General features: G+C 47.0%; 21 protein-coding genes and 1 pseudogene. 14 read left to right on the top strand and 8 right to left on the bottom strand.

Annotation, left to right across the window (positions count from 1 at the left end; all coding sequences use genetic code 11):
• Positions 1-232: 232 nt before the first annotated feature.
• A pseudogene (locus RGU72_RS17250) lies at positions 233-622 on the top strand (BMP family ABC transporter substrate-binding protein); the annotation flags it as partial.
• Between the two features lie 152 nt (positions 623-774).
• Here RGU72_RS17250 and RGU72_RS17245 read toward each other — a convergent pair.
• Entirely contained in the window at positions 775-2,511 is a 1,737-nt protein-coding gene (locus tag RGU72_RS17245) for a methyl-accepting chemotaxis protein (RefSeq protein WP_322120911.1), read from the bottom strand.
• A gap of 978 nt (positions 2,512-3,489) precedes the next feature.
• On the opposite strand from RGU72_RS17245, the gene RGU72_RS17240 reads away from it, so the two are divergent.
• The 4 genes from RGU72_RS17240 (at position 3,490) to RGU72_RS17225 (ending at position 7,932) form a co-directional block, all read left to right on the top strand.
• Positions 3,490-5,001 (top strand): DUF4331 domain-containing protein, encoded by a 1,512-nt coding sequence (locus tag RGU72_RS17240; RefSeq protein ID WP_322120910.1) that lies wholly within the window; start codon positions 3,490-3,492, stop codon positions 4,999-5,001.
• 74 nt (positions 5,002-5,075) lie between these two features.
• Positions 5,076-5,330, top strand: coding sequence for a hypothetical protein (locus RGU72_RS17235; RefSeq protein WP_322120909.1), 255 nt, complete (start codon positions 5,076-5,078; stop codon positions 5,328-5,330).
• Positions 5,331-5,563: 233 nt separating this feature from the next.
• Complete coding sequence (locus RGU72_RS17230) at positions 5,564-6,757, top strand: hypothetical protein (RefSeq protein WP_322120908.1); 1,194 nt, start codon at positions 5,564-5,566, stop codon at positions 6,755-6,757.
• A complete protein-coding gene (locus tag RGU72_RS17225) occupies positions 6,754-7,932 on the top strand; it encodes a HupE/UreJ family protein (protein WP_322120907.1) in 1,179 nt (392 codons plus the stop codon). The genes RGU72_RS17230 and RGU72_RS17225 overlap by 4 nt, the downstream gene beginning before the upstream one ends.
• 265 nt (positions 7,933-8,197) lie before the next feature.
• Here the strand turns inward: RGU72_RS17225 and RGU72_RS17220 are convergent, their stop codons facing one another.
• Positions 8,198-9,775: a methyl-accepting chemotaxis protein gene (locus RGU72_RS17220; protein WP_322120906.1), complete on the bottom strand. Its 1,578-nt coding sequence runs from the start codon at positions 9,773-9,775 to the stop codon at positions 8,198-8,200.
• A gap of 688 nt (positions 9,776-10,463) precedes the next feature.
• Between RGU72_RS17220 and RGU72_RS17215 the strand changes: the two genes are divergently transcribed.
• The 3 genes from RGU72_RS17215 (at position 10,464) to RGU72_RS17205 (ending at position 12,559) form a co-directional block, all read left to right on the top strand.
• Positions 10,464-10,730, top strand: coding sequence for a hypothetical protein (locus RGU72_RS17215; protein WP_322120905.1), 267 nt, complete (start codon positions 10,464-10,466; stop codon positions 10,728-10,730).
• An 84-nt stretch (positions 10,731-10,814) separates the two neighbouring features.
• Entirely contained in the window at positions 10,815-11,705 is an 891-nt protein-coding gene (locus RGU72_RS17210) for a DUF692 domain-containing protein (RefSeq protein WP_322120904.1), read from the top strand.
• Positions 11,702-12,559: a DNA-binding domain-containing protein gene (locus RGU72_RS17205; protein WP_322120903.1), complete on the top strand. Its 858-nt coding sequence runs from the start codon at positions 11,702-11,704 to the stop codon at positions 12,557-12,559. Before RGU72_RS17210 ends, RGU72_RS17205 begins: the two co-directional genes overlap by 4 nt.
• An 8-nt stretch (positions 12,560-12,567) precedes the next feature.
• Here RGU72_RS17205 and RGU72_RS17200 read toward each other — a convergent pair whose 3' ends face one another.
• Positions 12,568-14,532, bottom strand: coding sequence for a bifunctional anthranilate synthase component I family protein/class IV aminotransferase (locus RGU72_RS17200; RefSeq protein WP_322120902.1), 1,965 nt, complete (start codon positions 14,530-14,532; stop codon positions 12,568-12,570).
• 199 nt (positions 14,533-14,731) lie between these two features.
• Here RGU72_RS17200 and RGU72_RS17195 point away from each other — a divergent pair, with 199 nt between their 5' ends.
• Positions 14,732-16,060 carry a GGDEF domain-containing protein gene (locus RGU72_RS17195; RefSeq protein ID WP_322120901.1) on the top strand — a complete coding sequence of 443 codons (1,329 nt, stop codon included), beginning with the start codon at positions 14,732-14,734 and terminating at the stop codon, positions 16,058-16,060.
• Here RGU72_RS17195 and slmA read toward each other — a convergent pair.
• From slmA to argB, 3 genes are all read right to left on the bottom strand, one after another.
• On the bottom strand, positions 16,005-16,580 hold the full coding sequence (slmA, locus tag RGU72_RS17190) for a nucleoid occlusion factor SlmA (protein WP_322120900.1): 576 nt from the start codon (positions 16,578-16,580) through the stop codon (positions 16,005-16,007). The genes RGU72_RS17195 and slmA overlap by 56 nt on opposite strands.
• Positions 16,581-16,592: 12 nt before the next feature.
• Positions 16,593-17,330 (bottom strand): pyrimidine 5'-nucleotidase, encoded by a 738-nt coding sequence (locus RGU72_RS17185; protein ID WP_322120899.1) that lies wholly within the window; start codon positions 17,328-17,330, stop codon positions 16,593-16,595.
• A 102-nt stretch (positions 17,331-17,432) separates the two neighbouring features.
• On the bottom strand, positions 17,433-18,356 hold the full coding sequence (gene argB, locus RGU72_RS17180) for an acetylglutamate kinase (RefSeq protein ID WP_322120898.1): 924 nt from the start codon (positions 18,354-18,356) through the stop codon (positions 17,433-17,435).
• A gap of 146 nt (positions 18,357-18,502) precedes the next feature.
• Here argB and RGU72_RS17175 point away from each other — a divergent pair, with 146 nt between their 5' ends.
• From RGU72_RS17175 to RGU72_RS17155, 5 genes are all read left to right on the top strand, one after another.
• Positions 18,503-19,072 carry a sigma-70 family RNA polymerase sigma factor gene (locus RGU72_RS17175; RefSeq protein WP_322120897.1) on the top strand — a complete coding sequence of 190 codons (570 nt, stop codon included), beginning with the start codon at positions 18,503-18,505 and terminating at the stop codon, positions 19,070-19,072.
• 181 nt (positions 19,073-19,253) lie between these two features.
• On the top strand, positions 19,254-19,466 hold the full coding sequence (locus RGU72_RS17170) for a zf-HC2 domain-containing protein (RefSeq protein ID WP_322120896.1): 213 nt from the start codon (positions 19,254-19,256) through the stop codon (positions 19,464-19,466).
• Positions 19,463-19,684, top strand: a complete 222-nt coding sequence (locus tag RGU72_RS17165) for a cysteine-rich CWC family protein (protein WP_322120895.1) — start codon at positions 19,463-19,465, stop codon at positions 19,682-19,684. Before RGU72_RS17170 ends, RGU72_RS17165 begins: the two co-directional genes overlap by 4 nt.
• A 72-nt stretch (positions 19,685-19,756) precedes the next feature.
• Positions 19,757-20,470, top strand: a complete 714-nt coding sequence (folE, locus tag RGU72_RS17160; RefSeq protein ID WP_322120894.1) for a GTP cyclohydrolase I — start codon at positions 19,757-19,759, stop codon at positions 20,468-20,470.
• A gap of 111 nt (positions 20,471-20,581) precedes the next feature.
• Positions 20,582-21,007 (top strand): BLUF domain-containing protein, encoded by a 426-nt coding sequence (locus RGU72_RS17155; RefSeq protein WP_322120893.1) that lies wholly within the window; start codon positions 20,582-20,584, stop codon positions 21,005-21,007.
• Between the two features lie 257 nt (positions 21,008-21,264).
• Here RGU72_RS17155 and RGU72_RS17150 read toward each other — a convergent pair whose 3' ends face one another.
• Both RGU72_RS17150 and RGU72_RS17145 read right to left on the bottom strand, forming a co-directional pair.
• Positions 21,265-23,352 carry a M48 family metallopeptidase gene (locus RGU72_RS17150; RefSeq protein ID WP_322120892.1) on the bottom strand — a complete coding sequence of 696 codons (2,088 nt, stop codon included), beginning with the start codon at positions 23,350-23,352 and terminating at the stop codon, positions 21,265-21,267.
• 25 nt (positions 23,353-23,377) lie between these two features.
• A complete protein-coding gene (locus RGU72_RS17145) occupies positions 23,378-23,962 on the bottom strand; it encodes a LemA family protein (protein WP_322120891.1) in 585 nt (194 codons plus the stop codon).
• Between the last annotated feature and the right edge of the window lie 88 nt (positions 23,963-24,050).

Raw genomic sequence — 24,050 nt, 5'->3', positions numbered from 1 at the left:
GAGGGTTGTGTCCTTGTCGTAATCACTCTGCCTCAAGAATTACCTAAAGCTGCGATCGTTGAAACTCTGAGCTTTGTGAGCACATTCTAGGTGCTGGAAGTCGTGCGTAATATGATGCTTTTACCTTGTGTGCAAAAAGCGTCATGCTGCTGAGACTCTGCTAGCACAGGGCGCCGATATGCTGGCGCAAAATACGGACTCTCCGGCAGTGGTCTAGGTTGCAGAAGAAAAAGGCGTGCACGCTTTTGGTTGGGATACCGATATGGCGAAATATGGCCCTAAAGCCCAACTAACTGCGAACACAGAAAATTGGGGCGTGTATTACAGTCAAGAAGTCAAACGCGAGCTGGCTGGCACTTGGAAACCTGAGCAAACCTTTTGGGGTATCAAAGAAAATCTCGTCGTTCTTTCGCCCTTAAATGCCTCAGTACCAGCAGACGTTGCCAAGCTATTTAACGAGAAAAAACAGGCGATTATGGATGGTAAGTTACTGCCATTTGGCGGTCCGTCAAAAGATAATACCGGCAAAGTCAAGGTGGCTGCGAACGCAGAATTGCCTATGGGTGAGCTGTTGGGTATTAACTGGTTAGTCGAAGGCGTTGAAGGATCTCTGCCTAAGTAAGATTCACAATACCTTACCACCCTGACGGATGGGTGATACTGTCGGACTTATTCGCCTATCTATAGTCAACGCCGCCAACGCTTATCGCACAAATTTGGTGGCGTTTTATTTTGTCGATGAGTATTCAGTTTATTAGTACGTCAAATGAATAATTAAAACTGCTCCCACTCATCAGCTTTATTTGATGAGTGTTTAGCTATTTTTTTATCACTTATATTTTTATTACTCACGTTATTAGCGCTAATTCTGGTCAAGTTAGTCTGGGGACGTATTGGTCTGGAAAACGCTTGTATAACAACTTGCCCCTGCTGCCTAGACTTTGCCGCTGATATACCTGCTTGCATTCGATTCAGGGTAAACACGCTCACGACCTGTGCCAAATTGGAAGCCTGCTCTTGCAATGATGCGGCAGCAGCCGCAGCCTCTTCAACTAAAGCAGCATTTTGTTGTGTCACAGTATCCATCTCAGAAATCGCCTGATTAATTTGCTCTATACCATCCTCTTGTTCATGTCCGGCAGAAGTTATCTCGCCCATGATGTCAGTAACACGCTTGACGCTAGCAACAATTTCTCCCATGGTATCGCCTGCTTGTGCTACCAGCTTACTACCAGTCTCGACCTTTTCAACAGAATCATCAATCAATGATTTAATTTCTTTAGCGGCACTAGCAGAACGTTGCGCAAGGTTACGTACTTCTGCCGCGACAACTGCAAAACCGCGTCCTTGTTCACCTGCGCGTGCGGCCTCTACCGCGGCGTTCAGCGCTAGAATATTAGTTTGAAATGCGATGCTGTCAATTACGCTGATGATTTCAACGATTTTCCTCGACGACTCATTAATCGAGCCCATGGTATCTACTACTTGAGAAACGACCTTACCTCCCCTCACCGCAACACCAGAAGCCGAAACTGCAAGCTGGTTTGCCTGGCGTGCATTGTCACCGTTTTGTTTGACTGTAGAAGTTAATTCTTCCATCGACGAAGCAGTTTCTTCTAATGAACTGGCCTGTTGCTCAGTACGAGAGGATAAGTCCAGATTGCCGATAGCAATTTGACTGGAAGCAGTAGCAATGGTCTCTGTTCCAGATCGCACTTGGCCAACAATGTTTTGTAAGCTGCCATTCATGTCCTGTAGGGCCTGCAATAACTGTCCTGTTTCATCTTTCGAATTTACTACGATGATGCTAGTCAAATCGCCGTCTGCTACTTTACGAGCAACCGCTACTGCATCACCTAAAGGTCGGGTAATACTCTGCGTCGCATATATACCCAACAAAACACTAACAATCGCGGCGATGATTGACAAGGCTAAAATAAGCATACGAGTCTCAGACGCACTTACTTCTGCCTCTTTACCAGAAGCCTCCATCAATTGGTTTTGAAATGCCAAGACATTATCAAGTGCAACAAAATAAGCCAACTGAACAGGGCGGACATCGTTATATAAGAATGCTGTTGCCTCTTCTTTTTTACCATCTTTTGTCAGAACAAGAAACGCCGATCTCGAGGAGATAAATTTGGTTCTGACTTCTAATACTACCTTGAGATTTTCTCGTCCTTTTTCTGATGTAATTACCTTCTCTAATTTGGAAAGAGAGTCCGCGATAATGGTACTGCTCTCATCGATATTGGCATATTCTTTTTTTATTGCCTCAGCGTCAGTCATCAACAAAATATTGCGCATATTACGAGCGGTCTCATTCAACTCGTCTTTAATTGTATGAACCAACACTGTCTTTGGATAACGATCTTTGTTGACCAAATCAATATCTGCAAGCAAAGCGTTTACACGTGTATAGGACAACGCCGCTAATACAAGCATCAGTACAATAACTGCGCCAAAACTGATGGCTAGTCTTTGACCAATTTTTAGATTTTTGAAATTCATTTTCGTCCCCTGCGATGATTAAAGTATTTCTGTTCAAACTCTGTTTTGCGGCTAATAGAACTTGCAGAATAGTTTTTACAACAGTAAGGCTCTGGTAATAATCTAAATGGAATGACTGCCATTTCGCTCTCATCTATCAATCATAAAAATCATATTAAATGGGATGATCTGAAATGCTTTGAGAGGTGTTGGAGAACTTAAAACTAGAAGGTATGAAGAGTATCTTACGACCACCCTAATTAGAAAAAGTTGTGGGTAGCAAAAAATTTTAAATACACCTTCCCAGGCTCATTTTGCTTTTTTTATCGACTTGTTGTGCCGACAAAGGAATCTTAGCTTTATTTTTATATTGAGTTAAATATAACAAAATAAAATTACAAAACAAAGCAATATCCATTTATCTATTTTTATCCGCTGTTACTAATGAATAGCAATATTGTTAATTTTGCTATTTTTTAATTTTAATACAAACGACGAACTCAGGCGCTGGTTCTGTGTTACAGAGTAACTGTGCGTAATTTAAGCGATATGGCATAACTAATTTTCATGATTGGAAAGTTAACACAGTTTAACAATTGCCCAACCACAAAATGAACCGCGTCTGAACCGATACACCGCACATCAATGAACAGGTGTGGCAGTTACCGAACGAGCTCCTATGTTGCATTCCGCACAGATCCGATTGTTCGACTCCTGCATTCTCAATCCGCTTAATTCATTTTTTTCAAAAAGTAAGGGGAGTAGCTAGCCTGATCGCGCTACTTGGGCGTTATGAAAAATCACTTTAATAAGAGATGCTGGCGAACTTACTAAACCTTTTTTTCTCCAAGGTCGCCAGGGTTAAGTTCGATTTACATAACTCCGATATCTTATTTTTTAGAATTTTGAATCTAAAGCAGTGTTGTTGGCGTATCACCATTGCCCGCTACATTTTTTAGTGCAGCGGTAGCCGCTTTCCCTCAACTTCAGGAGTTGGTCATGAGACAAATATCATCAAAACTAAGCAATAAAGCGTTAAACAAAGTTCTGCTATCCGTTATCGCAGCAGGAAGCTTAAGTAGCATTGCTACTTTGCCAGCGCAAGCATCTAGTCATAGAGAAGCGCCTTTTATTACGCGCCACCCCAAAGTCGATGGCACCGATTTTTATATGTTCCGTAGCTATGAAGCCAATCGCGGTGCATTCACCACGCTGATTGCAAACTACGCACCTTTACAAGATGCCTATGGTGGTCCAAATTATTTCTCTATGGATCCAGATGCGTTGTATGAAATCCATATCGATAACGTCGGTGATGGTAAAGAACATTTGACCTTTCAATTCCGCTTTACGAATACGAATAAAGATGCCCAGTTTACGGTCGGCGGCAAAAAAGTGTCTATCCCATTGGTGATCAATGGTGGCGCGATTGACGGTGTCAATCCAGCTGGCCTGAATGTGCGTGAAACCTACACCATTACAATGGTGACGGGTGATCGTCGCACGGGTACACGCCAGGCTGTAGTTAACTCAAACGGTGGCGCCGCCAGCTTTGACAAGCCCATCGATAACATCGGTAATAAATCGATTCCTAATTACGCTAGTTATGCAGCACAACACGTTTTCAACATCAATATTCCAGGCTGCGCTACACCAGGCAGAGTGTTCGTCGGTCAACGTAAAGATCCGTTTGTGGTCAACCTCGGCGAAACATTTGACTTGATCAATATCCAGTACCCTGCCACTGCATTTAATGCGAATGCAGAAAAAGCAGGTCACGACGATCTGGCAAATAAGAACGTTACCTCGATCGAAATGGAAGTACCGACTGCCTGTTTGACTAGCGGCACTGAGCCCGTCATCGGCGGCTGGACCACTGCTAGTTTGCGCCAAGGTCGCGTAATTAATCCAACACCAAATAGCAGCACCCCATCTAAAGAGGGCGGAGCCTGGACCCAGGTATCCCGCTTGGGAATGCCCTTGGTCAATGAAGTAGTAATCGGTCTGAAAGATAAAGATCAGTTCAACCACAGCAAACCAAGTGGTGATGGTCAATTCTTGACCTATGTGACTAACCCTACCTTGCCTGCGTTGGTTGAAGTCTTGTATGGTAGCGCTGGCGTAAAAGCACCTACTAATTTCCCACGTAATGACTTGGTTGCAGCATTTTTAACAGGTATTAAAGGTGTCAATCAGCCAGCTAACGTAGTTGCGTCTGAGATGCTGCGTTTAAATACGACAACACCGGTAAGCGCGACCCAAAATCGCTTGGGTGTGATCGGTGGCGATAGCGCTGGCTTCCCTAACGGTCGTCGCCCGGGTGATGACGTTGTTGATATTGCTCTACGTGTAGTGATGGGTCGTCTGTGCATACTAAACATCGGTTGTGTGCCAACTGACGCACCAGCAGGCAGTATCGACTTCACAGATGGCGCTTATCTGGACAGCTCTTTCTTTGACAATTCCTTCCCGTACTTGAAGACGCCAATTGCTGGTTCACTCAAGCATTAAAATCGTTCGTCTTAGTTTGACCTATGTATATCTAGTTATAGTCAGATTACAACATTAATTTCAAGGAAAAAATCATGAAAGCAAAACATGGTTTGTGGATCGCTGCCATTGCGTTGACGGCCACACTCACAGCTTGTGGCGGCTCAAGCTCCAGTAACAACAATGGAGGTGATACAGGCACATCACCTCCACCAGTAACATTGATTGATACTTTTACCCAGTTTGTACTGAATTTAGTTGGTACCAGCGCAGACACTTCAGAACCGCAAGCAATTGATTCTGTCACTGTCACGGCACCGGAAAACTCTGAACCAGTAACAACTAGCTAAACTCGTTCTGCGTAAAAAAATTGGGCTTAACTCGAATAAAGTTAAGCCCAAACTTATAGTGCTCCGTACATATTTTATTGGATTTTTTTTTAAAAAATTCAGCCTCGTCTTATAGTCTTCTCATGTCTAAATTCATCTCATCTTAATTATCTGGGTCTGGTCGTGCGTTACAGTAAGTGGTTAGTTTTATCGTTCTGTGCTTTTTGATTTTTATTCTTCTCTACTTCATTGCCATGCGCCTGCCTCGCCTTATTTTTTCAGTGCTCAGTATCTTCAGTTTGATCGCCCTCAGCGCACAAGCAACGCCGTATATTCCCACTGATGGCAACAAAGTATTGGAGCAACTACCAATGCGTAGTGATCCGGCGCAGCGCGAATTTGCACGCCTGCGTAAATTATTAACCGATAAACCCGATGACGCCTCGATCGCTGGCGACCTAGCGCAGGCTTATATCAATGCTGCGCGCGCTGATGGTGATCCACGTTATTTAGGCTACGCGCAAGCGACCTTAAAACCTTGGTGGACATTAGCGCAACCACCGGTATCAGTATTAGTGTTACGTGCGACGATACTGCAAAGTACTCACCAATTCCCGGCTGCGCTGACTGATCTCAATAACGTGCTCAAGCAAGATAGAGACAACGCACAAGCCTGGCTGACACGCGCTACGGTCTTGCAAGTCCAAGGACAATTTGCACAAGCCAAAGCCAGTTGCATGCGGCTGTATCCTCTAGCGCCAGAACTGATTACGCTCACTTGCCTGAGCAACGTCAGCAGCCTGAATGGTGAAGCGGCAACCAGTTACGCCACACTAAGTGCAGCGTATAAAAAAAATTCCGATGCAGATGTTGGTATCAAAATTTGGGTCGCGACCTTGCTGGCAGAAATGTCAGCTAGGCTAGGCGACGCCAAAGCAGCTGATGCCTGGTTTCAGAAAGCCATGGCGCTGGATAAACCCGACAGCTATTTATTAGGGTCTTATGCAGATTTCTTGCTAGACCAAAAACGAGCCGCAGAAATCTTGCCGCTGCTGAAAAGTAAAACAAAAGTCGATGCACTTTTGCTGCGCTACGCACTCGCATTGCAAACCCAACAATCGCCAGAGGCTGGAGATCAAATCAGACTACTGGATCAGCGTTTTGATGCTGCGATTTTACGGGGAGACACAGTGCATCAGCGGGAACAATCCCGATATGAGTTGCAGTTAAAAAATCACCCTGAGACTGCCTTAAAACTAGCGCAACTGAATTGGGCCATCCAAAAAGAAGCCGCCGATTTACGGATTTATCTGGAAGCCGCTGCCGCATTACCCGACACCAAAGCAGCCGCGATTGCAGCACAACCGGCACTAGAGTGGCTGAAGCAAAATAAATTAGAAGACGTCGCACTAAAGCCCTTGCTGGCTAAATTGGGAGCAAGGCTATGAAGACTATTTTTGAATCAACGTCGAAACGTTTTTCAGGGCTAGGCTTTTTAATCAGTGCAGCGACCGTACTCCTCAGCCTGCTCTGCACTTCCGCCTACGCCCACAAACCCAGCGATAGCTATCTGATACTGCAAGCCGACCAAACTGGCATCCACGGCCAATGGGATATTGCTTTACGCGATCTGGATTTTGCGATTGGTTTAGATACCGACGGCAACGGTGAACTGACATGGGATGAAGTACGTAGCAAACATGCTGACATCGCTGCCTATGCCTTATCAAGGCTAACAATTAGCGAAGCTGGTGACAAAGAAAATAAACTCTGCCCGCTCACAGCCAGACAGCAATTGATTGACCAGCATAGCGATGGCGCGTATACCGTGCTGATGTTTGACAGTCCCTGCACTGCTGAAAAAATCGCCGTTCAATATCAATTGTTTTTTGATATTGATCCACAGCATAAGGGCTTGCTACGGTTGGTCAACAAAGACGGCGCAACAGCGACGGCAATCTTTAGTCCTGATAATGCCAGCCAGACATTCACCTTGGCAGAAGTCAGCAAGCTGCAACAATTTACCGACTATGTGAAACACGGCGTCTGGCATATCTGGATCGGCTTCGACCATATTCTGTTCCTGTTGTCCTTATTGTTGCCAGCTGTTCTTGTCTTAAATGGGCGCAAGTGGGAGACTGCTACTAACTTCAGAGCGGCTTTAATCGATGTTTTAAAAATTGTGACAGCGTTTACTCTCGCGCACTCGATTACGCTGACCTTGGCAGCATTAAATATTCTCTCGCTGCCATCACGCCTAGTAGAGTCGGCGATTGCCTTGTCGGTAATTTTGGCAGCACTGAATAATTTATTCCCGCTATTCCAAGGGCGACGCTGGATGGTTGCTTTTAGTTTTGGACTCATCCACGGCTTTGGATTTGCCAGCGTCCTGGCCGACCTTGGCTTACCAAAAGCAGCGCTGATCCTGGCCTTGGTTGGCTTTAATTTTGGCGTGGAGATTGGTCAGTTAAGTATCGTCGCCGTGTTCTTACCGCTGGCATTTATATTGCGCAAGCACTGGCTGTACCGGCGCGGGATTGTTCAATTCGGTTCTGCAATCATCATACTGATCGCTACGATCTGGTTTGTCGAACGGGCTTTTAACTTACGTTTTATTTCTTAGACAGATTAGGAACAGATACCTCCAAAACTGAATAAAATCAGTACCCTCTTCCATTATTTCTTAAAAATATACCAGATACTCTAATTAAAATAAGAGCGCTCAACATACATCTACTAGGGGTTCTAAGCCCAAAGCAAAGAAAAATTCGCCCGATAAGGGGCGCGAAAATATTGACAGTATCCCGAACAGTTTTGCTTATTTTCGAACGCCACGAATCTGCGAGTGCAAAAACGACCGTTTTCGGGCTTGATTGAATGAAGTTTGTCTAACTATGTTCGCGCAGTTTGAAAACACTGACCAAATCAATTAACGCTTTAGCCTGCTCGTCAAGTAGCCGAGCGCCGGCAGCGGATTGCTCTACTAACGCGGCATTTTGTTGGGTTGCCCCGTCCATATCGCTGACGGCTTGATTGACGTGATCAATTCCCTCGCTTTGCTCCTGCCCAGCATGTGTAATTTCGCTCATGATCTTGGTCACCCGCTGAACGCTGTCAACAATTTCTTTCATCGTAGCGCCAGCCTGGTCGACCAACTTAGTCCCATGATCGACTTTGTTAACCGAATCGTCGATCAGATGTTTGATCTCCTTGGCGGCGCTGGCTGAGCGCTGGGCAAGGTTACGTACTTCTGACGCCACGACAGCAAATCCGCGACCCTGCTCGCCCGCTCGGGCTGCTTCGACCGCCGCATTCAGAGCAAGAATATTCGTTTGAAAGGCAATCCCGTCGATGACCGAAATGATGTCGACAATTTTTCGTGCCGAAGCATTAATTGACCCCATTGTCTCCACCACTTGCGACACCACCACTCCACCTTTGCTGGCGACTTGGGCGGCCGACAAGGCTAGCTGATCCGCTTGCATTGCGTTGTCGCTATTTTGCTTAACCGTTGCAGTGAGCTCTTCCATAGAAGATGCGGTTTTCTCGAGCGAGCTAGCCTGTTGTGCGGTACGAAGCGAGAGGTCGGCGTTTCCAGTGGCGATCCGGTCAGCGGCTTGGTCAATGGTGAAGGTCGCGGCGCGTACGTCGGTAACGATCCCTAAAAGATTAGTGTTCATGGAGCCTAGCGCATTAATCAGGAGCCCAAACTCGTTACGTGAACGGCTGCTGATTTGTGCAGTCAAATCTCCTTGCGCGACCCGCTCGGCGATCCCAATTGCCTGACGCAGCGGTGATGTAATGCCGCGAATCAGCAAGAATATCGTTGCGGCACCGATCAGCACCGAAACGATCAACACGCCAAACATCAGATAGCTGGTACTGCTGATATCGGCGGCTACAGTCACACGGTCGCTAGCGACGCGCTTGGCTAAAAGGTCGGTGAGTGTGCGCAGATCGACGTCTGAAGTCCGGAGGACTGGATTAATGGATTTGATCAAGATTAGCTCTGCCTCGTCCCACTTCTCCTGCTGCATTGCAGCGTTAGCAGCCGCAATGTTTACAGTACCGAGTTTTCCGCTTTTCTCGAACCAAGTATCAGCCAAGGCCTTCTCGTTAAGATCTGTGATGTCGTGTAGGTAACTGCTCCACAGGGCATTTATTTCCGCAGTCGTGTCGTCGATAATTTTGTAATGCACGGTTAGCGGATGATCGTGCAATTTGGCCCATTCAGTCGCCGGATTGTGCTGTAATGCCTGCAGGATCTGACTACGATTTATCTCCATCTTGAAACGGATTTTTTCGATCATCGCAACGACTTTTACGTTCCGCAGTGATGTGTCTTGCAAAAGCGTCGACGTGTGCTTCGTGGAATATATCCCGGCCGCGCCGACAACTAGCAGCATCGCGATCAGTATGCCTAAAGCTGCAGTGATCAGGGTTTTGATCTTAATGTTATCAAGCATGATTAGTTATCCTAAAGACATATTTCAATTGGGAAATTCTATTATCCGCTTTATTGGAAGTAGCTCCAGAAAACAGTTAAACCGTTCGAAAGACAAGCAGTATTATTGTTAGAAGTTCTGTCACAGTAATAAAGTGAAGTTAAGTTGAAGCATCAAGAGAGTCCAGCCGCTGAGTCCAGTAGCTTTGGCTTTTCATTCAAAACAAAGAATTAGATAACTTCATTCAATCAAGCCCGCAACCGGTCGTTTTTGTATTCATGGATTGATGGCGTCCGCAAGTAAGTAAAACTGTTTCGGACACTACCCACATTTTCGTGCGACCATTTCGCGTGAAATTTTCTGGGCATTGCGCTTACCCACTCGGTAGGAGTATATATGAAGTGCCTTACTACAAGACCACCAATTACAAGACCTCCAATAGGATATCGTTCACTATCCTGCAGGACGAAAATGGCGATCGATATTCACATCTCGTTCAGCCGTCTAACCATCCCTCATTTCGCTCCAAGAAAAAAATTTAAAAATATTTGAATTCACGTGTAAGTAATTCGGTGATACCCACGACAGATGCATAAGTTCAGGCAGAGAACAAAACGCAAAACTCTGAGATGGACTTTGTAGTCGAACCAAAGCTGACACTTTTATTCATTTCTATTTTTAATTCAATTTTTTTATATCGGAGAACAACATGAAACAAGCTATCCAAACTGGTGCCCTGATCGCTGCTGCCGCTGCTGCTATGGCTTTCTCTGGCGCGACATTCGCTGCCTCTACTACAGCAAGTGCTGGTGACATGGTGCATTGTTCAGGCATCAATAGCTGCAAAGGCACTAGCGATTGCAAAACTGCAGAGAACGCTTGCAAAGGCCAAAATTCCTGCAAAGGTCACGGCTTTATTGCAACAAGCTCTGCTGATTGCAAAGCCAAAGGCGGTAAAGTCATCGATCAAAAGTAATATCCCGAGTGCGCTGTAGTTTGTTGTTGGTCACATTGGCCAATCATGCGACGGCGCACTTTATATCTTTAAAAGATGTATGCCATGACGACAATAATTGCATCGCCAGGTTTTGGACTGGGCTTACGCACCGATCACTACAATGAGATTTTGGCGACGCCGAATAGCTACTCACAAGCGATAGACTGGTTTGAAATTCTGTCCGAAAACTATATGGTGCCAGGCGGAAAACCGCTCGCCATGTTGGATGCAATACGACGTGATTACCCGATGGTGATGCACGGCGTGTCGATGTCGATAGGCTCCGCGCAAGGCGCTGATGAAGCGTATTTGCGCGACCTGAAAAAACTCATCCAGCGGGTACAACCGCTATGGGTGTCGGATCATCTATGCTGGACTGGTGTGCATGGTAAAAATATGCACGACTTGCTGCCCTTGCCGTATACCGAAGAAACTGTCGCGCTGGTGGTGCAAAATATCCGTCGCGTACAAGACATATTAGAACGCCCCTTAATTATCGAAAATGTCTCTAGCTACCTCACGTTTGCTAGCGATGCGATGAGCGAGTGGGAATTTTTAAATGCGATTGTCACTGAAGCAGATTGCCTGATGCTATTGGACGTGAATAATATTTACGTCAGCAGCGTCAATCATGGCTTTGATGCATTGGACTATCTGAACGGGATTCCACAAGGACGGGTGCAGCAAATCCATCTTGCCGGTCATCATAATCACGGTAACTACATTGTGGATACCCACGATCATCCTGTCGCTGATCCGGTATGGGATTTATATGCGCACGCATTGCGTCGATTTGGACAGGTCGCCAGCATGATAGAGCGCGATGACAATATCCCTCCATTAACGGAGCTGGTGGAAGAGCTAGCTATTGCACGACGCATCGCCCAACGTGTGAAGACAGAACAAGCAGTAACAAGAGAGCTGCAAATGCGATCCGCGGGGTTGTTGGTATGAGTACGCAAGCATCAACAACATTTGGGATGGGATTGGAATTAGAAACGGCAGGCAAGCTTCCTTTGCTGGAATTGCAGCAAGAATTCCAGGATTTTATTTTGGGACCGCAAGCTGATACTGCTTTCAGTCAACATATTGGCCATCCATCTGGCCGGTCTGATTTTGCTACCGATGCGCGGCTGGCGATTTATTACGATGCTTATCGCCTTCGCTTACGTGAGGCTTTGTCAGACGCGTTCGATAAAACCCATCGCTATATTGGGGATGACTTATTTCATCAAGCTTGTCATGCGTATTGCCAGACACACCCGTCGCTATCGCGTAATTTACGTTGGTACGGCGCAAAATTTCCTACGTTTTTAAAAAATTATTTATCGGATTACCCTATCGCAGCAGAGCTGGCCGAGTTTGAGTGGCTGTTGAGTCTAGCGTTTGATGCGGAAGATCAGCCCGTATTAAGGCTGTCCGACATGGCTACAGTAGCACCGGAAGATTGGGCGCAAATTGGCTTTGTGTGCCAGGCATCGCAACATTTTTTACACGCCCGTTGGAATAGCGTTGCGCTGTGGATGGCGCTAGGGGAACAAGCTCAGCAAAAGGTTCAGCAGCAAAGCCCACCTGATCCAGTGTATTCAGAAGAAGGTACTGTCTGGCTGATCTGGCGTAAAGATTTGCAAGCGCATTTTCGATCCATTAGCGCAGCAGAATATACGGCTTTAACCGGGCTAAACGAAGGTCAAAGTTTTGCAGAGGTTTGTGAAACCGCCGCCGAAAAAAATCCAGACAGTACGATGCAAATTGCAGGATGGTTGCAGACTTGGTTGAATGAGGATTTGTTATCGGCAGTGCGCTAAATAACTCATCACCAGATCACTTCTGCAAGCATTGCGCCGCGCAAAGAATTACAAACCATCACCTGATCTGCATGGCGTAAGTCATCCAGACGTAATTGCTTTTCGCTGGCTTGCCATTGCGGATCTTCTAACATTACTGCACGCATCACACCGGGTAATACGCCGTCGCTCAATGGCGGCGTAAACCACTTGCCATCGATCTGTACAAATAAATTACTGCGCCCCCCTTCAGTCAGGTAGCCATGCTGGTTGCAAAACAAAGCATCAAATGCGCCTTGCTGTTCGGCAGCTTGCCAGGCTTGATCGTATTGCTGACGCTGCGTAGTTTTATGGCGTAAGAATACGTCGCCACTTTGCGTATGCTGTGTTGCCAATACTAATTTGACTGGCTTAGAAGCGTCGGCGAATGCAAGCAAAGGCGCGCTTTGGAGGTTGATCGTGCCATCACTCTGTAAAGTAAGACGCAGGCGGAATGCGGCTTCTGGAGGCAAATCGGCCTGGAAGCCAGGGATTACCTGGACAATCTTTTCTTCATCATAAGCAAACCCCAGATACTGAGCAGAGTTGCGCAGACGCTGTAAGTGGCGTGGGAGATGTCGACAACCGTGTTCACGGCTAGCATGCATGGTTTCAAACAAGGCAAATTCAGGACGAAGTTCGGTTAAGAATTTTGCTTTGAGCTGGCATTCGGCAAACTCTTCCGCGGCCACGCTGTCATGCACAATCCCGGCACCGACACCCATCACGCCCTGTCGCACATCAGCTTCTTTTTCCAGCTCCGGCGCTTGCAAAATCAAGGTACGGATCGGTACGGACAAACAAAAATCGCCGACTTCTCGGACTGCGCTGACGTTGGCGCTATTGCTGGTTTCTGGCGGATCAAACCAGCCGATTGCGCCAGTATATAAACCACGCGGCTCTGTCTCTACTTCACGCACGATTTGCATGGTGCGATGTTTGGGTGCGCCGGTGATAGAGCCACAAGGAAACAACGCAGACAAGATCGCTGCCAGACTCAACTCAGGCTGTAGGGTTGCGGTAATACTCGATGTCATTTGTAATACGCTGGAGAAGCGATTGACCTCAAACAAGGCAGGGACTTTGACTGATCCCGGCACCGCAATCCGCCCCAGATCATTGCGGAGCAAATCCACGATCATCAGATTTTCTGCCCGATTTTTTGGATCAGCCGCCAGTTCTTGCGCCAGCCTAGCGTCAGTCACTGCATCGCCGGTAGCTGCGGCTGTACCCTTCATTGGTCGAGCAAATAATTCACCTGCCTGATGACGCACGAATAATTCCGGTGACAGCGACAAAATTGCCTCGCCATCCGGCAGACAAATCAGTGCGCCATACGGCACCGGCTGGCGCTGGCGCAAACGCCGGTAGAGCGTCAACGGCGACCCCAACACATCAAAATGCAGGCGATAAGTGTAATTAACCTGATAGGTGTCGCCCGCAGCGATATAGGCGCGTATTTGCGAGATCGCTCGTGTAAATGCGGCCTCGTCTACGCTGGCACGTATGCCTGCAATGCTGGCCGTAAGCTTGTCTGAATCGGCAGGCAGATTGACACTAGTCTGATTTTTTCTCTCCGCATCTGCGAGCCAAATCGCCACTTGTTCACGATTCAGCAAATCGCAGCGGGTAAATAACAGGACGCGCGATACGGTGTTCTGGTTCGTGCGCTGATCAGGGTTTTCTGCCTCGCTCCACTCATCGATCGCCTGCAAGCGTGCGCCGGTTTCATAACTGAGCAAAGCCACTGCATGCATGCCCGACTGCAAAGCTTGTTGGGTGCGTTGCCATAAATCTTGCCAGGCGGCTTGAATCGTATTAGTGACATTCTCAGCATCACAATGCAAGACTTGGACTAAACCGGTATACAAACGCGAACTGGCGAGGCCGTTTTCGGCGTGCGCATCATCTAACAAGGCAAAACAAGCGGGATGGGTGTTGTGTAAAAAAGACACTTTGAGAACCAAAAGTAGAGAATGCGCTGGAGTTTACTCGCAGATCCCAAGCATTGCACAGATCAGCACCAAAAAATATTAAACTATTTACAACTAAATTTGAGTTAGAATTATTTTAGAGTTAGCACTCACGCGTTAAGGCCTGATAATACGGAACAAAATAATACCAATAACAAGACTAAAAACGAGACCCATACTCATGCAAACTGCATTTCTACAAGCGCCTCTAGCAAAAAAGTTGTTGCGCGACAACTTAATTGTGATCTTCACGATTTCGTTATCAGCGCTCCTATGCTTTCTGCTTGTATCTGCTTACATGGCACAAAAAGATCTTCGTGCCATCAGCATATACCAAGCCAATACTCTGGCTGCTAATCTGGACGACAATCTGGATGATGCCGACTTGCGGCAAGCACGTAAATTAATTCTTAATACAAGCTTTGCACCAGACGTATTAGGCATCACGGTGTACGACAAAAAAGGTAGTCCAAAGGTTAGCTGGGATAGCCTGGAATATTTTGGCAAAGTAGAAAATCTGTCATCAATACCCGTTCCAAACAGTAGCACCGTCCATGCTCAGACTAGCTTACGACGCGATTATCTCGAAGTGCTGGTGCCGATGGCGAATGGCATCGCCACCACAGGCTTTGTGCAAATGCATATCAGCTTAAATTCTTTCTACAAAGAATTTGTGCTTCATTTAGTGCTGGGATTACTGCTGTTAGCAATTGCCACTTTAGCAGGAGCTTATCTTCTGACCCAAAGACAAATGTCACGACTGGCACCGGTGTTTGAACTGTCGCGTATCGTTGAACAAGTCTCAGTGACAGGTGACTATAGTCTGCGTGCACGCCACCACGACAGCAATGAATTAGGTAGCCTGAGCCAACACTTCAATAAAATTATGTCGCACATAGAATCGTGGGAATCAGTGGTCCAGATCGAAGCCGATGAGCGACTGGAAGAAGAGCGACGCATGACTATTCTGGATAATCACGATAGTCTGACCAAGCTACCCAACCGGCATTATTTTCATCGCTTACTGACCAGCAGCGTAGAGCATGCGGTTGAGTCCCAGCAACTGGCGGCGCTGGCATTTATCGACATTGATCATTTCAGAGCCTTAAATGATTTGCATGGATACGACGCAGGCGATTTAATTCTGGCGACCATGGCAAATCGCCTGTGTGCCGTTTTGCGCAATACTGATACTTTGTGCCGTGTAGATGGTGATGAGTTCGCTGCTATTTTCCCCGATATTGGTAGCATAGAAATGGCGCAGACATTGGCAGACAGGTTGGTACAAGCGGTACGGGAACCCTTGATTTTACGTGGAAAAAAATTGACCATTACGGCCAGCGTCGGCGTCGCATGCTGCCCACTGCATGGGAAAGAACAGCGCCTGTATTTACACAATACCGATCTGGCTTTAAAAGAAGCCAAATACTCAGGAACCAATACCTGGCGGATTTTTAGCGCAACAACAGCTCAAGCTGATGCGCAGCTTGCTCTCCAGGTAGATATTTAAAACCGGTTTTAGCATAGCGATGCCAACGCCCCATCACAAAGCTACTCAGCAAATTTGCCCGCATGGCAGCTTCCGTTTCAAGCAGATTGCCTTGACTGCTGGCGATGCGTAATGACTGCTTGAAAGCAAGTTCAATCCGTTCCATAAACTGATTCATGCGGACTTGCAAACGAGGATCTTCATTCACCAAAGCATCGCCAATTAATACCTTGGTCATACCGGGATTGCGCTCAGCAAAATTGAGTAGCATCAGCGCAATTGCCTGCGTTTGAGACAAACCATCTTCTTGCTGTTGACTGATCTGATTGATGAGTCCAAAGACCGAGCTTTCGATAAACTCAATCAAGCCTTCAAACATCTGCGCCTTACTGGCAAAATGCCGGTACAAAGCGGCTTCTGACACTTCGATCTTGGCAGCCAGAGCAGCGGTCGTGATCTTTTCGCCCTTGGGATTTTCTAGCATTGCTGCCAGTGTTTGTAATATCTGTAGCTTGCGCTCGCCGGGTTTGGTGGTTGCCATTTTTATTTATTTTTAGCGTAGACGATGAATATGCTGGGGTAAATCTAATACGGATTTTACTGCGACATCTACACAGGAATAGGATTTTTTAATCTTGTATTGATGCAACGCATCTGGCTCTTTATGACCGGGTTGACTGGCTTGCAAGTAACGGGTAATCAATGCGGTGCGCATACCGGTCCGCTTGGCTGCGCGTAAATTGCTAACGGTGTCTTCAATCAAAATACAATCTGCCGCACGCACTTTTTGCTTTGCCACTAGTTTACGCAAATATTGCGTTGATGGCTTAGGCCGTAAATGTCCATGTACGCGCATTGCCTCGATTGGTATATGTGCAGCAAAATGCCGGTGCAAACCCAGGTGTCGTATCACTTCACGCGAATAGTCGCGCGGCGCATTAGTCAGCAAAATTTTGCGTCCGGGCAAACGACGTAACAGACGCGCCAAACCACGTTCTGCCCTGATCATGGCGGTCAGATTATCAAAGCTATGTGCCGCATGCAAAAAGCTGTCTGCCCGCACGCCATGATGCTTTACCAGACCCAATAAAGTTGCGCCATACCGTTGCCAGTACAAAGCTCTTGCGGCGTTGACAGTTGCGGCATCGGCAGGAGTAACGCCGTCACCCAACAAGTCCGCCATGAAGCGATTCATATTCTGCGTGATCGCAGGAAAAATCGCATGACTGGCGTTATGCAAGGTATTGTCAAGATCGAACAGCCAAAGCGGATCTGAACGTTTTGGCTTCATTATAGGCAACTCGGGTAATCGCTGATTGCGAATGTGATTGGATAAATTGCGATGGACTTAGTAGCGACTAAGTCCATCGCTACTAAGTCTCTATTGACTACATTAGTGACTTCGAATCATGGTACCAAACGCTTGTTCTGTCAGCACTTCCAGCAACAAAGAATGTTCAATCCGGCCGTCAATAATATGCACGGTATTGACGCCTGATTTAGCGGCATCCAAAGCGGAAGAAATCTTTGGCAACATACCACCGGAGATGGTGCCATCAGCAAACATTTCATCAATCTCACGCGCAGATAAATCCGTGACCAAATTACCCTGCTTATCTTGTACACCAGCGATATTGGTCATCATGATCAACTTTTCAGCCTTCAGGATTTCGGCAATTTTGCCCGCGACTACGTCAGCATTAATATTGTAGGCCTGGCCATCAATACCAAAACCGATAGGTGAAATAATCGGGATAAACGCATCATCCTGCAACGCCTTCACCACCGCCGGATTGATCGCATCAATCTCGCCGACAAAACCGATATCCAGGAATTTGCCCGGATTTTCACGATCTGGCATTTGCATCTTGCGGGCACGGATGAGTCCGCCATCTTTGCCAGTCAAACCAACCGCCTGGCCGCCATAATGATTAATCAACATCACGATATCTTGTTGCACTTCGCCACCGAGCACCCACTCAACCACTTCCATGGTTTCTTCATCGGTAATCCGCATGCCTTGCACAAACGAACCTTGTTTGCCGATTTTTTTAAGCGCGTTATCAATTTGCGGCCCACCGCCATGGACGACTACCGGATTCATCCCGACCAGCTTGAGCAAAATAACATCGCGGGCAAAACTATGCTTCAGACGCTCTTCTGTCATTGCATTGCCGCCGTATTTAACGACGATCGTTTTACCGTGAAATTTACGGATGTAAGGAAGCGCTTCTGCTAAGATTTCGGCCTTAATCTCTGACGCAACGCCAGCCAATTTATCCGTTGAAGAGATTGCTGTGTCGGTTACACTGCTCATAATGAAAATATCCTGTGGTCATTTGGAAGTTTCCTGAATTTTACAGGGAAAAAGTGTCATGCAGCCATGCGACCCTACATTTGCACAAGCTAATGATGCCTTGACGTTATCATCGTAGTTATTTGTCAAAATTATCTATTTAAAAAATGACATCACTCCCCGCCCTACATCAACAACTTGAGGTCATGCGACCCGTTTTGTTGCGCTTCGCACTGTTGCAATTGCGGAATCAGGCATTGGCAGAAGATGCCGTCCAAGAGGCTTTGCTTGCCGTACTGGAAAAACCGGATAGCTTTGCCGGACAATCTTCATTGCGCACCTATGTCACAGGGATTCTTAAATATAAAATTATTGATTGCTTACGCGCCTCGAATAAAGAAGTCTCTTTGCAGGTAGAAGACGGCGAGTCGGAGGCGGATTTGATCGATAGTCTTTTTAAACAAGACGGGCATACGATAGAGCAACCGCGTGCTTGGGGTAACCCGGACGCAACGCTGGAACAAAAGGATTTTTTCCGGGTATTAGAGGTATGCCTTGAAAAACTACCAGCGCAAACAGCACGCGTATTTATGATGCGCGAATGGCTGGACTTAGAAACTGAAGAAATTTGTAAGGAATTGAGCCTGACCACGTCTAATCTATGGGTGCTGCTCTACCGAGCCAGATTACGTTTGCGGGAGTGCCTGGATTTAAACTGGTTTGCCAATAAAATCTGAGCTAAATCTTAAAGCTAAAACTTCAAGTTAGTATTTACAGTACTAATTCATTTTATATAATTTAGGACTTACGCAACATTGTCCTGGCCCAGCTTGGCGAAGAAGATGGTCTTTAGTACGACCAGATTCTGGAACGCAGCTGAGGAGGTTTTGCGTAATTCCTATCCTCTACCTACTTATCATGAGACTACGACTCACCTGCAAACAAGCGCACCAGATGGTCTCGGAAGGTCTGGACCGCGAGCTAAAACTAGGCGAGCGCACGCGCCTGAAAATGCATCTGACCATGTGTGACGCCTGCACTAACTTTAATGGGCAAATGCGATTATTGCGTAAAGCTATGCGCCAGCTACCGATACAAGATGATAGCTCTGGGCCAGATCGTCCAAAATGAGTACCTGCCCACGCTGCCAAACCAGCTTTACTTGCGCGATGACAGACAATACTGGCCAAGCTTGCTGGTGTGTTGCATTACCACAGATCCCACTCGCCCAGCTACCAGAAGGTAAATTGGACATGGATGCAAGTTGCTTTTGTCCACAATGTTTGCCCGAGTGGAAAGCCGAGCGGGTAGCGCTACAAAACTTGAGTTCGGCAATTCAGTTACCATAGTGTTTTTGTGGTGTTTGTAAGCGCAGGCAAGACCGCAAATGTCTGTTTGTGCGCCCTTTTTTGGAATCTAGCATGCCATCTGATTTGTCTTCTGAATTAAAACAACTACCGACACCCGTTCCAGTCTCGCAGCGGATACGTGAGCGAATTGTGGCGAGCAAAACGCGCTACCACGCGAACGACAATATTGCCAATTTTATCCAGCCAGGCGAGTTAGATCTATTGCTTGATGAAGTGGAAGAAAAACTCAAAGGCGTATTGCAAAGTTTAGTCATTGATACCGATAGTGACCACAATACGCAAGATACGGGTCGCCGTGTCGCGAAGATGTATTTGAACGAAATCTTCAAGGGACGCTATGTCAATATGCCGGCGGTGACTGAGTTCCCGAATGCATCGCATCTCAACGAGCTGATGATCATTGGCCCGATCACGGTACGCAGCGCTTGCTCGCATCACTTATGCCCGATTATTGGCAAGGTATGGATCGGCGTCATGCCCAACGAACATTCCAATCTGATCGGTTTGTCCAAATACGCGCGGATCGCGGAATGGATCATGAGCCGCCCCCAAATTCAGGAAGAAGCGGTGGTGCAATTGGCCGATGCCTTGCAAGAAAAAATGCAGCCAGATGGCTTGGCCGTGGTGATGGAAGCAGGTCACTTTTGTATGCACTGGCGCGGAGTCAAAGATATGGACGCAAAAATGATCAATAGCGTCATGCACGGATCATTTTTAAAAGATCCCAACCTGCGCCGAGAATTTTTATCGCTGATTAAACGATAGTATACTTTTAAATTCGCTTCTGGATTTACTTTTAATTTACGCTGATCAAAAAACCAGCTCGACCACTTGTATGCCACTTATGGCAAGCTAACTTTATTCAAAGAGATCATCATGCTAGTCCGACTTTTGTACGCCAGCCGTGCCGTTGATCAACAGATGTCCAACATGATATTAGGCATCATGCAGCAATCGCGTACACAAAATCCACAAAATGGCATTACCGGTATTTTGTGCCACAGCGACAATGTCTTTATGCAAGTCTTAGAAGGTGGGCGCGATGCTGTGAATACGCTCTACGCGCACATCTTGCGAGATCCGCGTCATACGGATATAACCCTGCTGCATTACGAAGAAATCAACGAGCGGCGCTATTCTGGCTGGACTATGGGACAAGCTAATCTGGGCAAAATCAACCCATCGATTTTATTGAAATATTCAGCTCTGCCAGAACTCAATCCGCATCTGATGTCCGGCAAAAACTCTTTGGCTTTGATCGATGATTTAATGGCGACAGCAGCCATTGTAGGCCGCACCTGATTGGAATAAACCCGATTACGGCAAGTGGTCGGGTGCTTGGACGGAGCGTACAAACAAGCTTGGAGAGGAACATAGAAGCGCGCTTACTAATCCAGCAATTCTCCAACGGTTCAGCCCTTTCTCTGCAACGCATACTTCCCTTACGCAAACCCCATAAACAATATACTCCTATACAGTATATTTAGTTGTCCATAGAATCATTGGACGATACGGCATATTTATCAAAAATAAGGGGGAGTATATTTAACTTAACTCTATTACAAAGTAAATTCGCCGACTTTCTGCGGAACAGGCGCGTCGATTGCAGCGCAAATACAACGGAGTAAATCTGCGCTGTCTGGATTGAGTCGCTCGCCTGGCAAAGCTGCGGCGGCGACCAGCAAACGAATTAAAAATGGCTTAGCCAAAGGCGCTAGCTGATTCAATTTATCCAGCGCTCGCTTCACCTCAAAAAAGTCGGGTGCATTCACCGATACGGCGACCGCCGCACTGGTGTTGATCGGAGCTGTGTTGATCGCAGCTGTATTGATCACACACATATCACTAGCATTTAAGCCCAGGTCAGGCATGCTGTTGGCAGCGCGTAAAAATGCATCTCTGGCATCAAACGCTGCTGTATCTTTGCCGCTGGCAGTGTAGGCGACTAAAGACAGCAACAATGCGGTTTCTTTTTTCAGCGCAGCCAATTGACCAAAACGTACCGGCACGGCACGTCCTGCTAATGGCCCCAGTCGGCGATCAAGTACTGTTTGTAGAACAAACTCGGCCTGAGTCATCTTTTGGTCCGCTGCGATCAACCTAGAAACGATCGCTAACAGACTCGCCCTCTGCTCCACCGACAATAGTTTTAATGCGGGCATTGCCAGATCAAGCAAAGGTAAGCGCGCACTGCACGGCATGGCCTCAATATGTGGCAACAAACTTAGTGCTAAGGCAGATTGCGCTGCGGCGGATTGCTGCAAAATGGTAGTTTGTATGGCGTAGGCTTGCGTGTCACTGCGATCTAACAACAAAGCATATACCGCGGCACTAACACCCAAAGGATCGCGCAAGGCATCCAGTAACTCACTTGGCATGCGATTTTTTGATGATGGGAGGTTGCCAAATCCCAGACCGAGTTGATTACTTAAGTTTGATGTTTTGGTATCTGATGCTGCAATGTCTGATCTCGCTGCGCCCGGAGAGGCGATGATTGCCAAGGAGGAACCCGGTACGCTGTTATTCGTTGCCGCTTGCGCTGCCATAAAATTGCGTGCGCCAAATCCATATACGCCATCAGGCAAACCGGCACCAGCGTCAACATCGATAATTTCACTGGCATCTAAAAACTCTACATTCCAGCCATACAAACGTTGCAGACGTTCTTTTAACGGCGGATGTGTCGCAAAAAAACCGTCTAGTAAATTAGGTCGGGCTGCGCCTAAAAACATATGAGAAAGCTGTTCTGCATGTGGGCTATCGATACGTGATCCGCATTGGTTGGTGAGCGTTAATCCGCCGATTTTACGTAATGCGCCGCCAATACTTTCAGGGTTACGCGTAAATTGAACTGCGCTGGCGTCAGCTAAAAATTCACGCTGACGGGAGACTGCCGACTTAATCAAACGACCAAAAAAGATCCCGACATAGCCAATCACAAACAGAGCAACGCCTGTTAGAAAAAAGATCGTTTGCAACGATGGACCTTTTTCATCACGACTACGTGACGACCCGATGCTGGAACCCCAATACATCAGTTGCTGGCCAAAACTGGCAATCATCTGTATCCCAAACAGCATACCGATCAGTTTGATATTCATACGCATGTCGCCATTGAGAATATGGCTGAACTCGTGCCCTATCACTCCCTGTAATTCATCGCGGGTCAAGCGCACCAAAGTGCCTCGCGTGACGGCAACGACTGCCTCATTTTGATGATAGCCTGCGGCAAACGCGTTGATTGCCTCTTCATGATCCATCACATAAACGCGGGGACATGCGATGCCAGAGGCCAGTGCCATTTCTTCTACAATATTGAGCAGACGACGTTCTTGCAAATCCTGCGAAGACGGCATCACTAGACGCCCGCCAGCCAACTGAGCCACGGCATCACCGCCGTCGCGCAGACGGAACATCTCTACCAAAGTACCGCCGCCGATGAACAGCAGAGTCAAAAAAGTGTTCAGAATAAAGAAGCCGCGGGGGTAGTGGTGCACGCCAGCAAAGCGCTGGCCGCTGGACCAAATCCAGACCAAAGCAAGGCTAAGATTAACCGCCAGCACGATCGCTACCACCGCCAGAAAAAACAAGAATAAAAGCTTCTTACTTTGGCGGTGTGCCTGGTCTTGTTGCTCGAAAAAATCCATACGGATTTATAGAGGACAGCAGCGGTTAGAAAGAGACTTTAACAGCTTTGCGCTCTTCTGCCGACTCGGTGGCCTGCAAGAGTTCGCCAGCTTTGAAGCCAAACATATTGGCAATAATAGAACCGGGGAATTGCTCGATGGAGGTGTTGTACTGCATCACGCTGTCGTTATAAGCTTGGCGAGAGAAGGCGATTTTGTTTTCTGTACCAGTCAATTCTTCTGTCAATTGCATCATGTTCTGGTTGGCTTTTAAGTCAGGGTAGGCTTCTGACAAAGCGAACATTTTTCCTAAAGATGCAGTCAAAGTGCCTTCTGCTGCGGCCATCTGCTGCACCGCTGCGGCGTCGGAGGGATCACTTACTGCTTTCGTATTGGCGGTCACTGCCTGATTGCGTGCTGCGATAACGGCTTCCAGCGTTTCGCGCTCATGCTTCATGTAGCCTTTAGCCGTTTCTACCAGATTTGGGATCAGGTCGTAACGACGTTTTAGCTGAACATCAATTTGAGCGAACGAATTCTTGAAACGATTACGTAAGCTCACCAGCCGGTTATAAGCACCGACGATCCAGAATGCAAACACAGCAACGACGACTAAAAAAATGATTAACATGGGTTCTCCTGATGGAAAAAAAGGGTTTGAACCAAAGTACAAACCCTGTAGTTGTTATCGCTAGGCGATTAGCTTCTTCTTGGCTTCG

The sequence above is a fragment of the Undibacterium sp. 5I1 genome, from assembly GCF_034314085.1.
GTDB lineage: Bacteria > Pseudomonadota > Gammaproteobacteria > Burkholderiales > Burkholderiaceae_D > Undibacterium.
This window is presented reverse-complemented; position numbering and strand designations above follow the sequence as displayed.

What these genes read in the sequence shown, in the direction of transcription:
- RGU72_RS17245 (WP_322120911.1), bottom strand. Translation starts at nt 2,511, where the DNA reads ATGAATTTCAAAAATCTAAAAATTGGTCAAAGACTAGCCATCAGTTTT.
- RGU72_RS17240 (WP_322120910.1), top strand. Translation starts at nt 3,490, where the DNA reads ATGAGACAAATATCATCAAAACTAAGCAATAAAGCGTTAAACAAAGTT.
- RGU72_RS17235 (WP_322120909.1), top strand. Translation starts at nt 5,076, where the DNA reads ATGAAAGCAAAACATGGTTTGTGGATCGCTGCCATTGCGTTGACGGCC.
- RGU72_RS17230 (WP_322120908.1), top strand. Translation starts at nt 5,564, where the DNA reads ATGCGCCTGCCTCGCCTTATTTTTTCAGTGCTCAGTATCTTCAGTTTG.
- RGU72_RS17225 (WP_322120907.1), top strand. Translation starts at nt 6,754, where the DNA reads ATGAAGACTATTTTTGAATCAACGTCGAAACGTTTTTCAGGGCTAGGC.
- RGU72_RS17220 (WP_322120906.1), bottom strand. Translation starts at nt 9,775, where the DNA reads ATGCTTGATAACATTAAGATCAAAACCCTGATCACTGCAGCTTTAGGC.
- RGU72_RS17215 (WP_322120905.1), top strand. Translation starts at nt 10,464, where the DNA reads ATGAAACAAGCTATCCAAACTGGTGCCCTGATCGCTGCTGCCGCTGCT.
- RGU72_RS17210 (WP_322120904.1), top strand. Translation starts at nt 10,815, where the DNA reads ATGACGACAATAATTGCATCGCCAGGTTTTGGACTGGGCTTACGCACC.
- RGU72_RS17205 (WP_322120903.1), top strand. Translation starts at nt 11,702, where the DNA reads ATGAGTACGCAAGCATCAACAACATTTGGGATGGGATTGGAATTAGAA.
- RGU72_RS17195 (WP_322120901.1), top strand. Translation starts at nt 14,732, where the DNA reads ATGCAAACTGCATTTCTACAAGCGCCTCTAGCAAAAAAGTTGTTGCGC.
- slmA (WP_322120900.1), bottom strand. Translation starts at nt 16,580, where the DNA reads ATGGCAACCACCAAACCCGGCGAGCGCAAGCTACAGATATTACAAACA.
- RGU72_RS17185 (WP_322120899.1), bottom strand. Translation starts at nt 17,330, where the DNA reads ATGAAGCCAAAACGTTCAGATCCGCTTTGGCTGTTCGATCTTGACAAT.
- argB (WP_322120898.1), bottom strand. Translation starts at nt 18,356, where the DNA reads ATGAGCAGTGTAACCGACACAGCAATCTCTTCAACGGATAAATTGGCT.
- RGU72_RS17175 (WP_322120897.1), top strand. Translation starts at nt 18,503, where the DNA reads ATGACATCACTCCCCGCCCTACATCAACAACTTGAGGTCATGCGACCC.
- RGU72_RS17170 (WP_322120896.1), top strand. Translation starts at nt 19,254, where the DNA reads ATGAGACTACGACTCACCTGCAAACAAGCGCACCAGATGGTCTCGGAA.
- RGU72_RS17165 (WP_322120895.1), top strand. Translation starts at nt 19,463, where the DNA reads ATGAGTACCTGCCCACGCTGCCAAACCAGCTTTACTTGCGCGATGACA.
- folE (WP_322120894.1), top strand. Translation starts at nt 19,757, where the DNA reads ATGCCATCTGATTTGTCTTCTGAATTAAAACAACTACCGACACCCGTT.
- RGU72_RS17155 (WP_322120893.1), top strand. Translation starts at nt 20,582, where the DNA reads ATGCTAGTCCGACTTTTGTACGCCAGCCGTGCCGTTGATCAACAGATG.
- RGU72_RS17150 (WP_322120892.1), bottom strand. Translation starts at nt 23,352, where the DNA reads ATGGATTTTTTCGAGCAACAAGACCAGGCACACCGCCAAAGTAAGAAG.
- RGU72_RS17145 (WP_322120891.1), bottom strand. Translation starts at nt 23,962, where the DNA reads ATGTTAATCATTTTTTTAGTCGTCGTTGCTGTGTTTGCATTCTGGATC.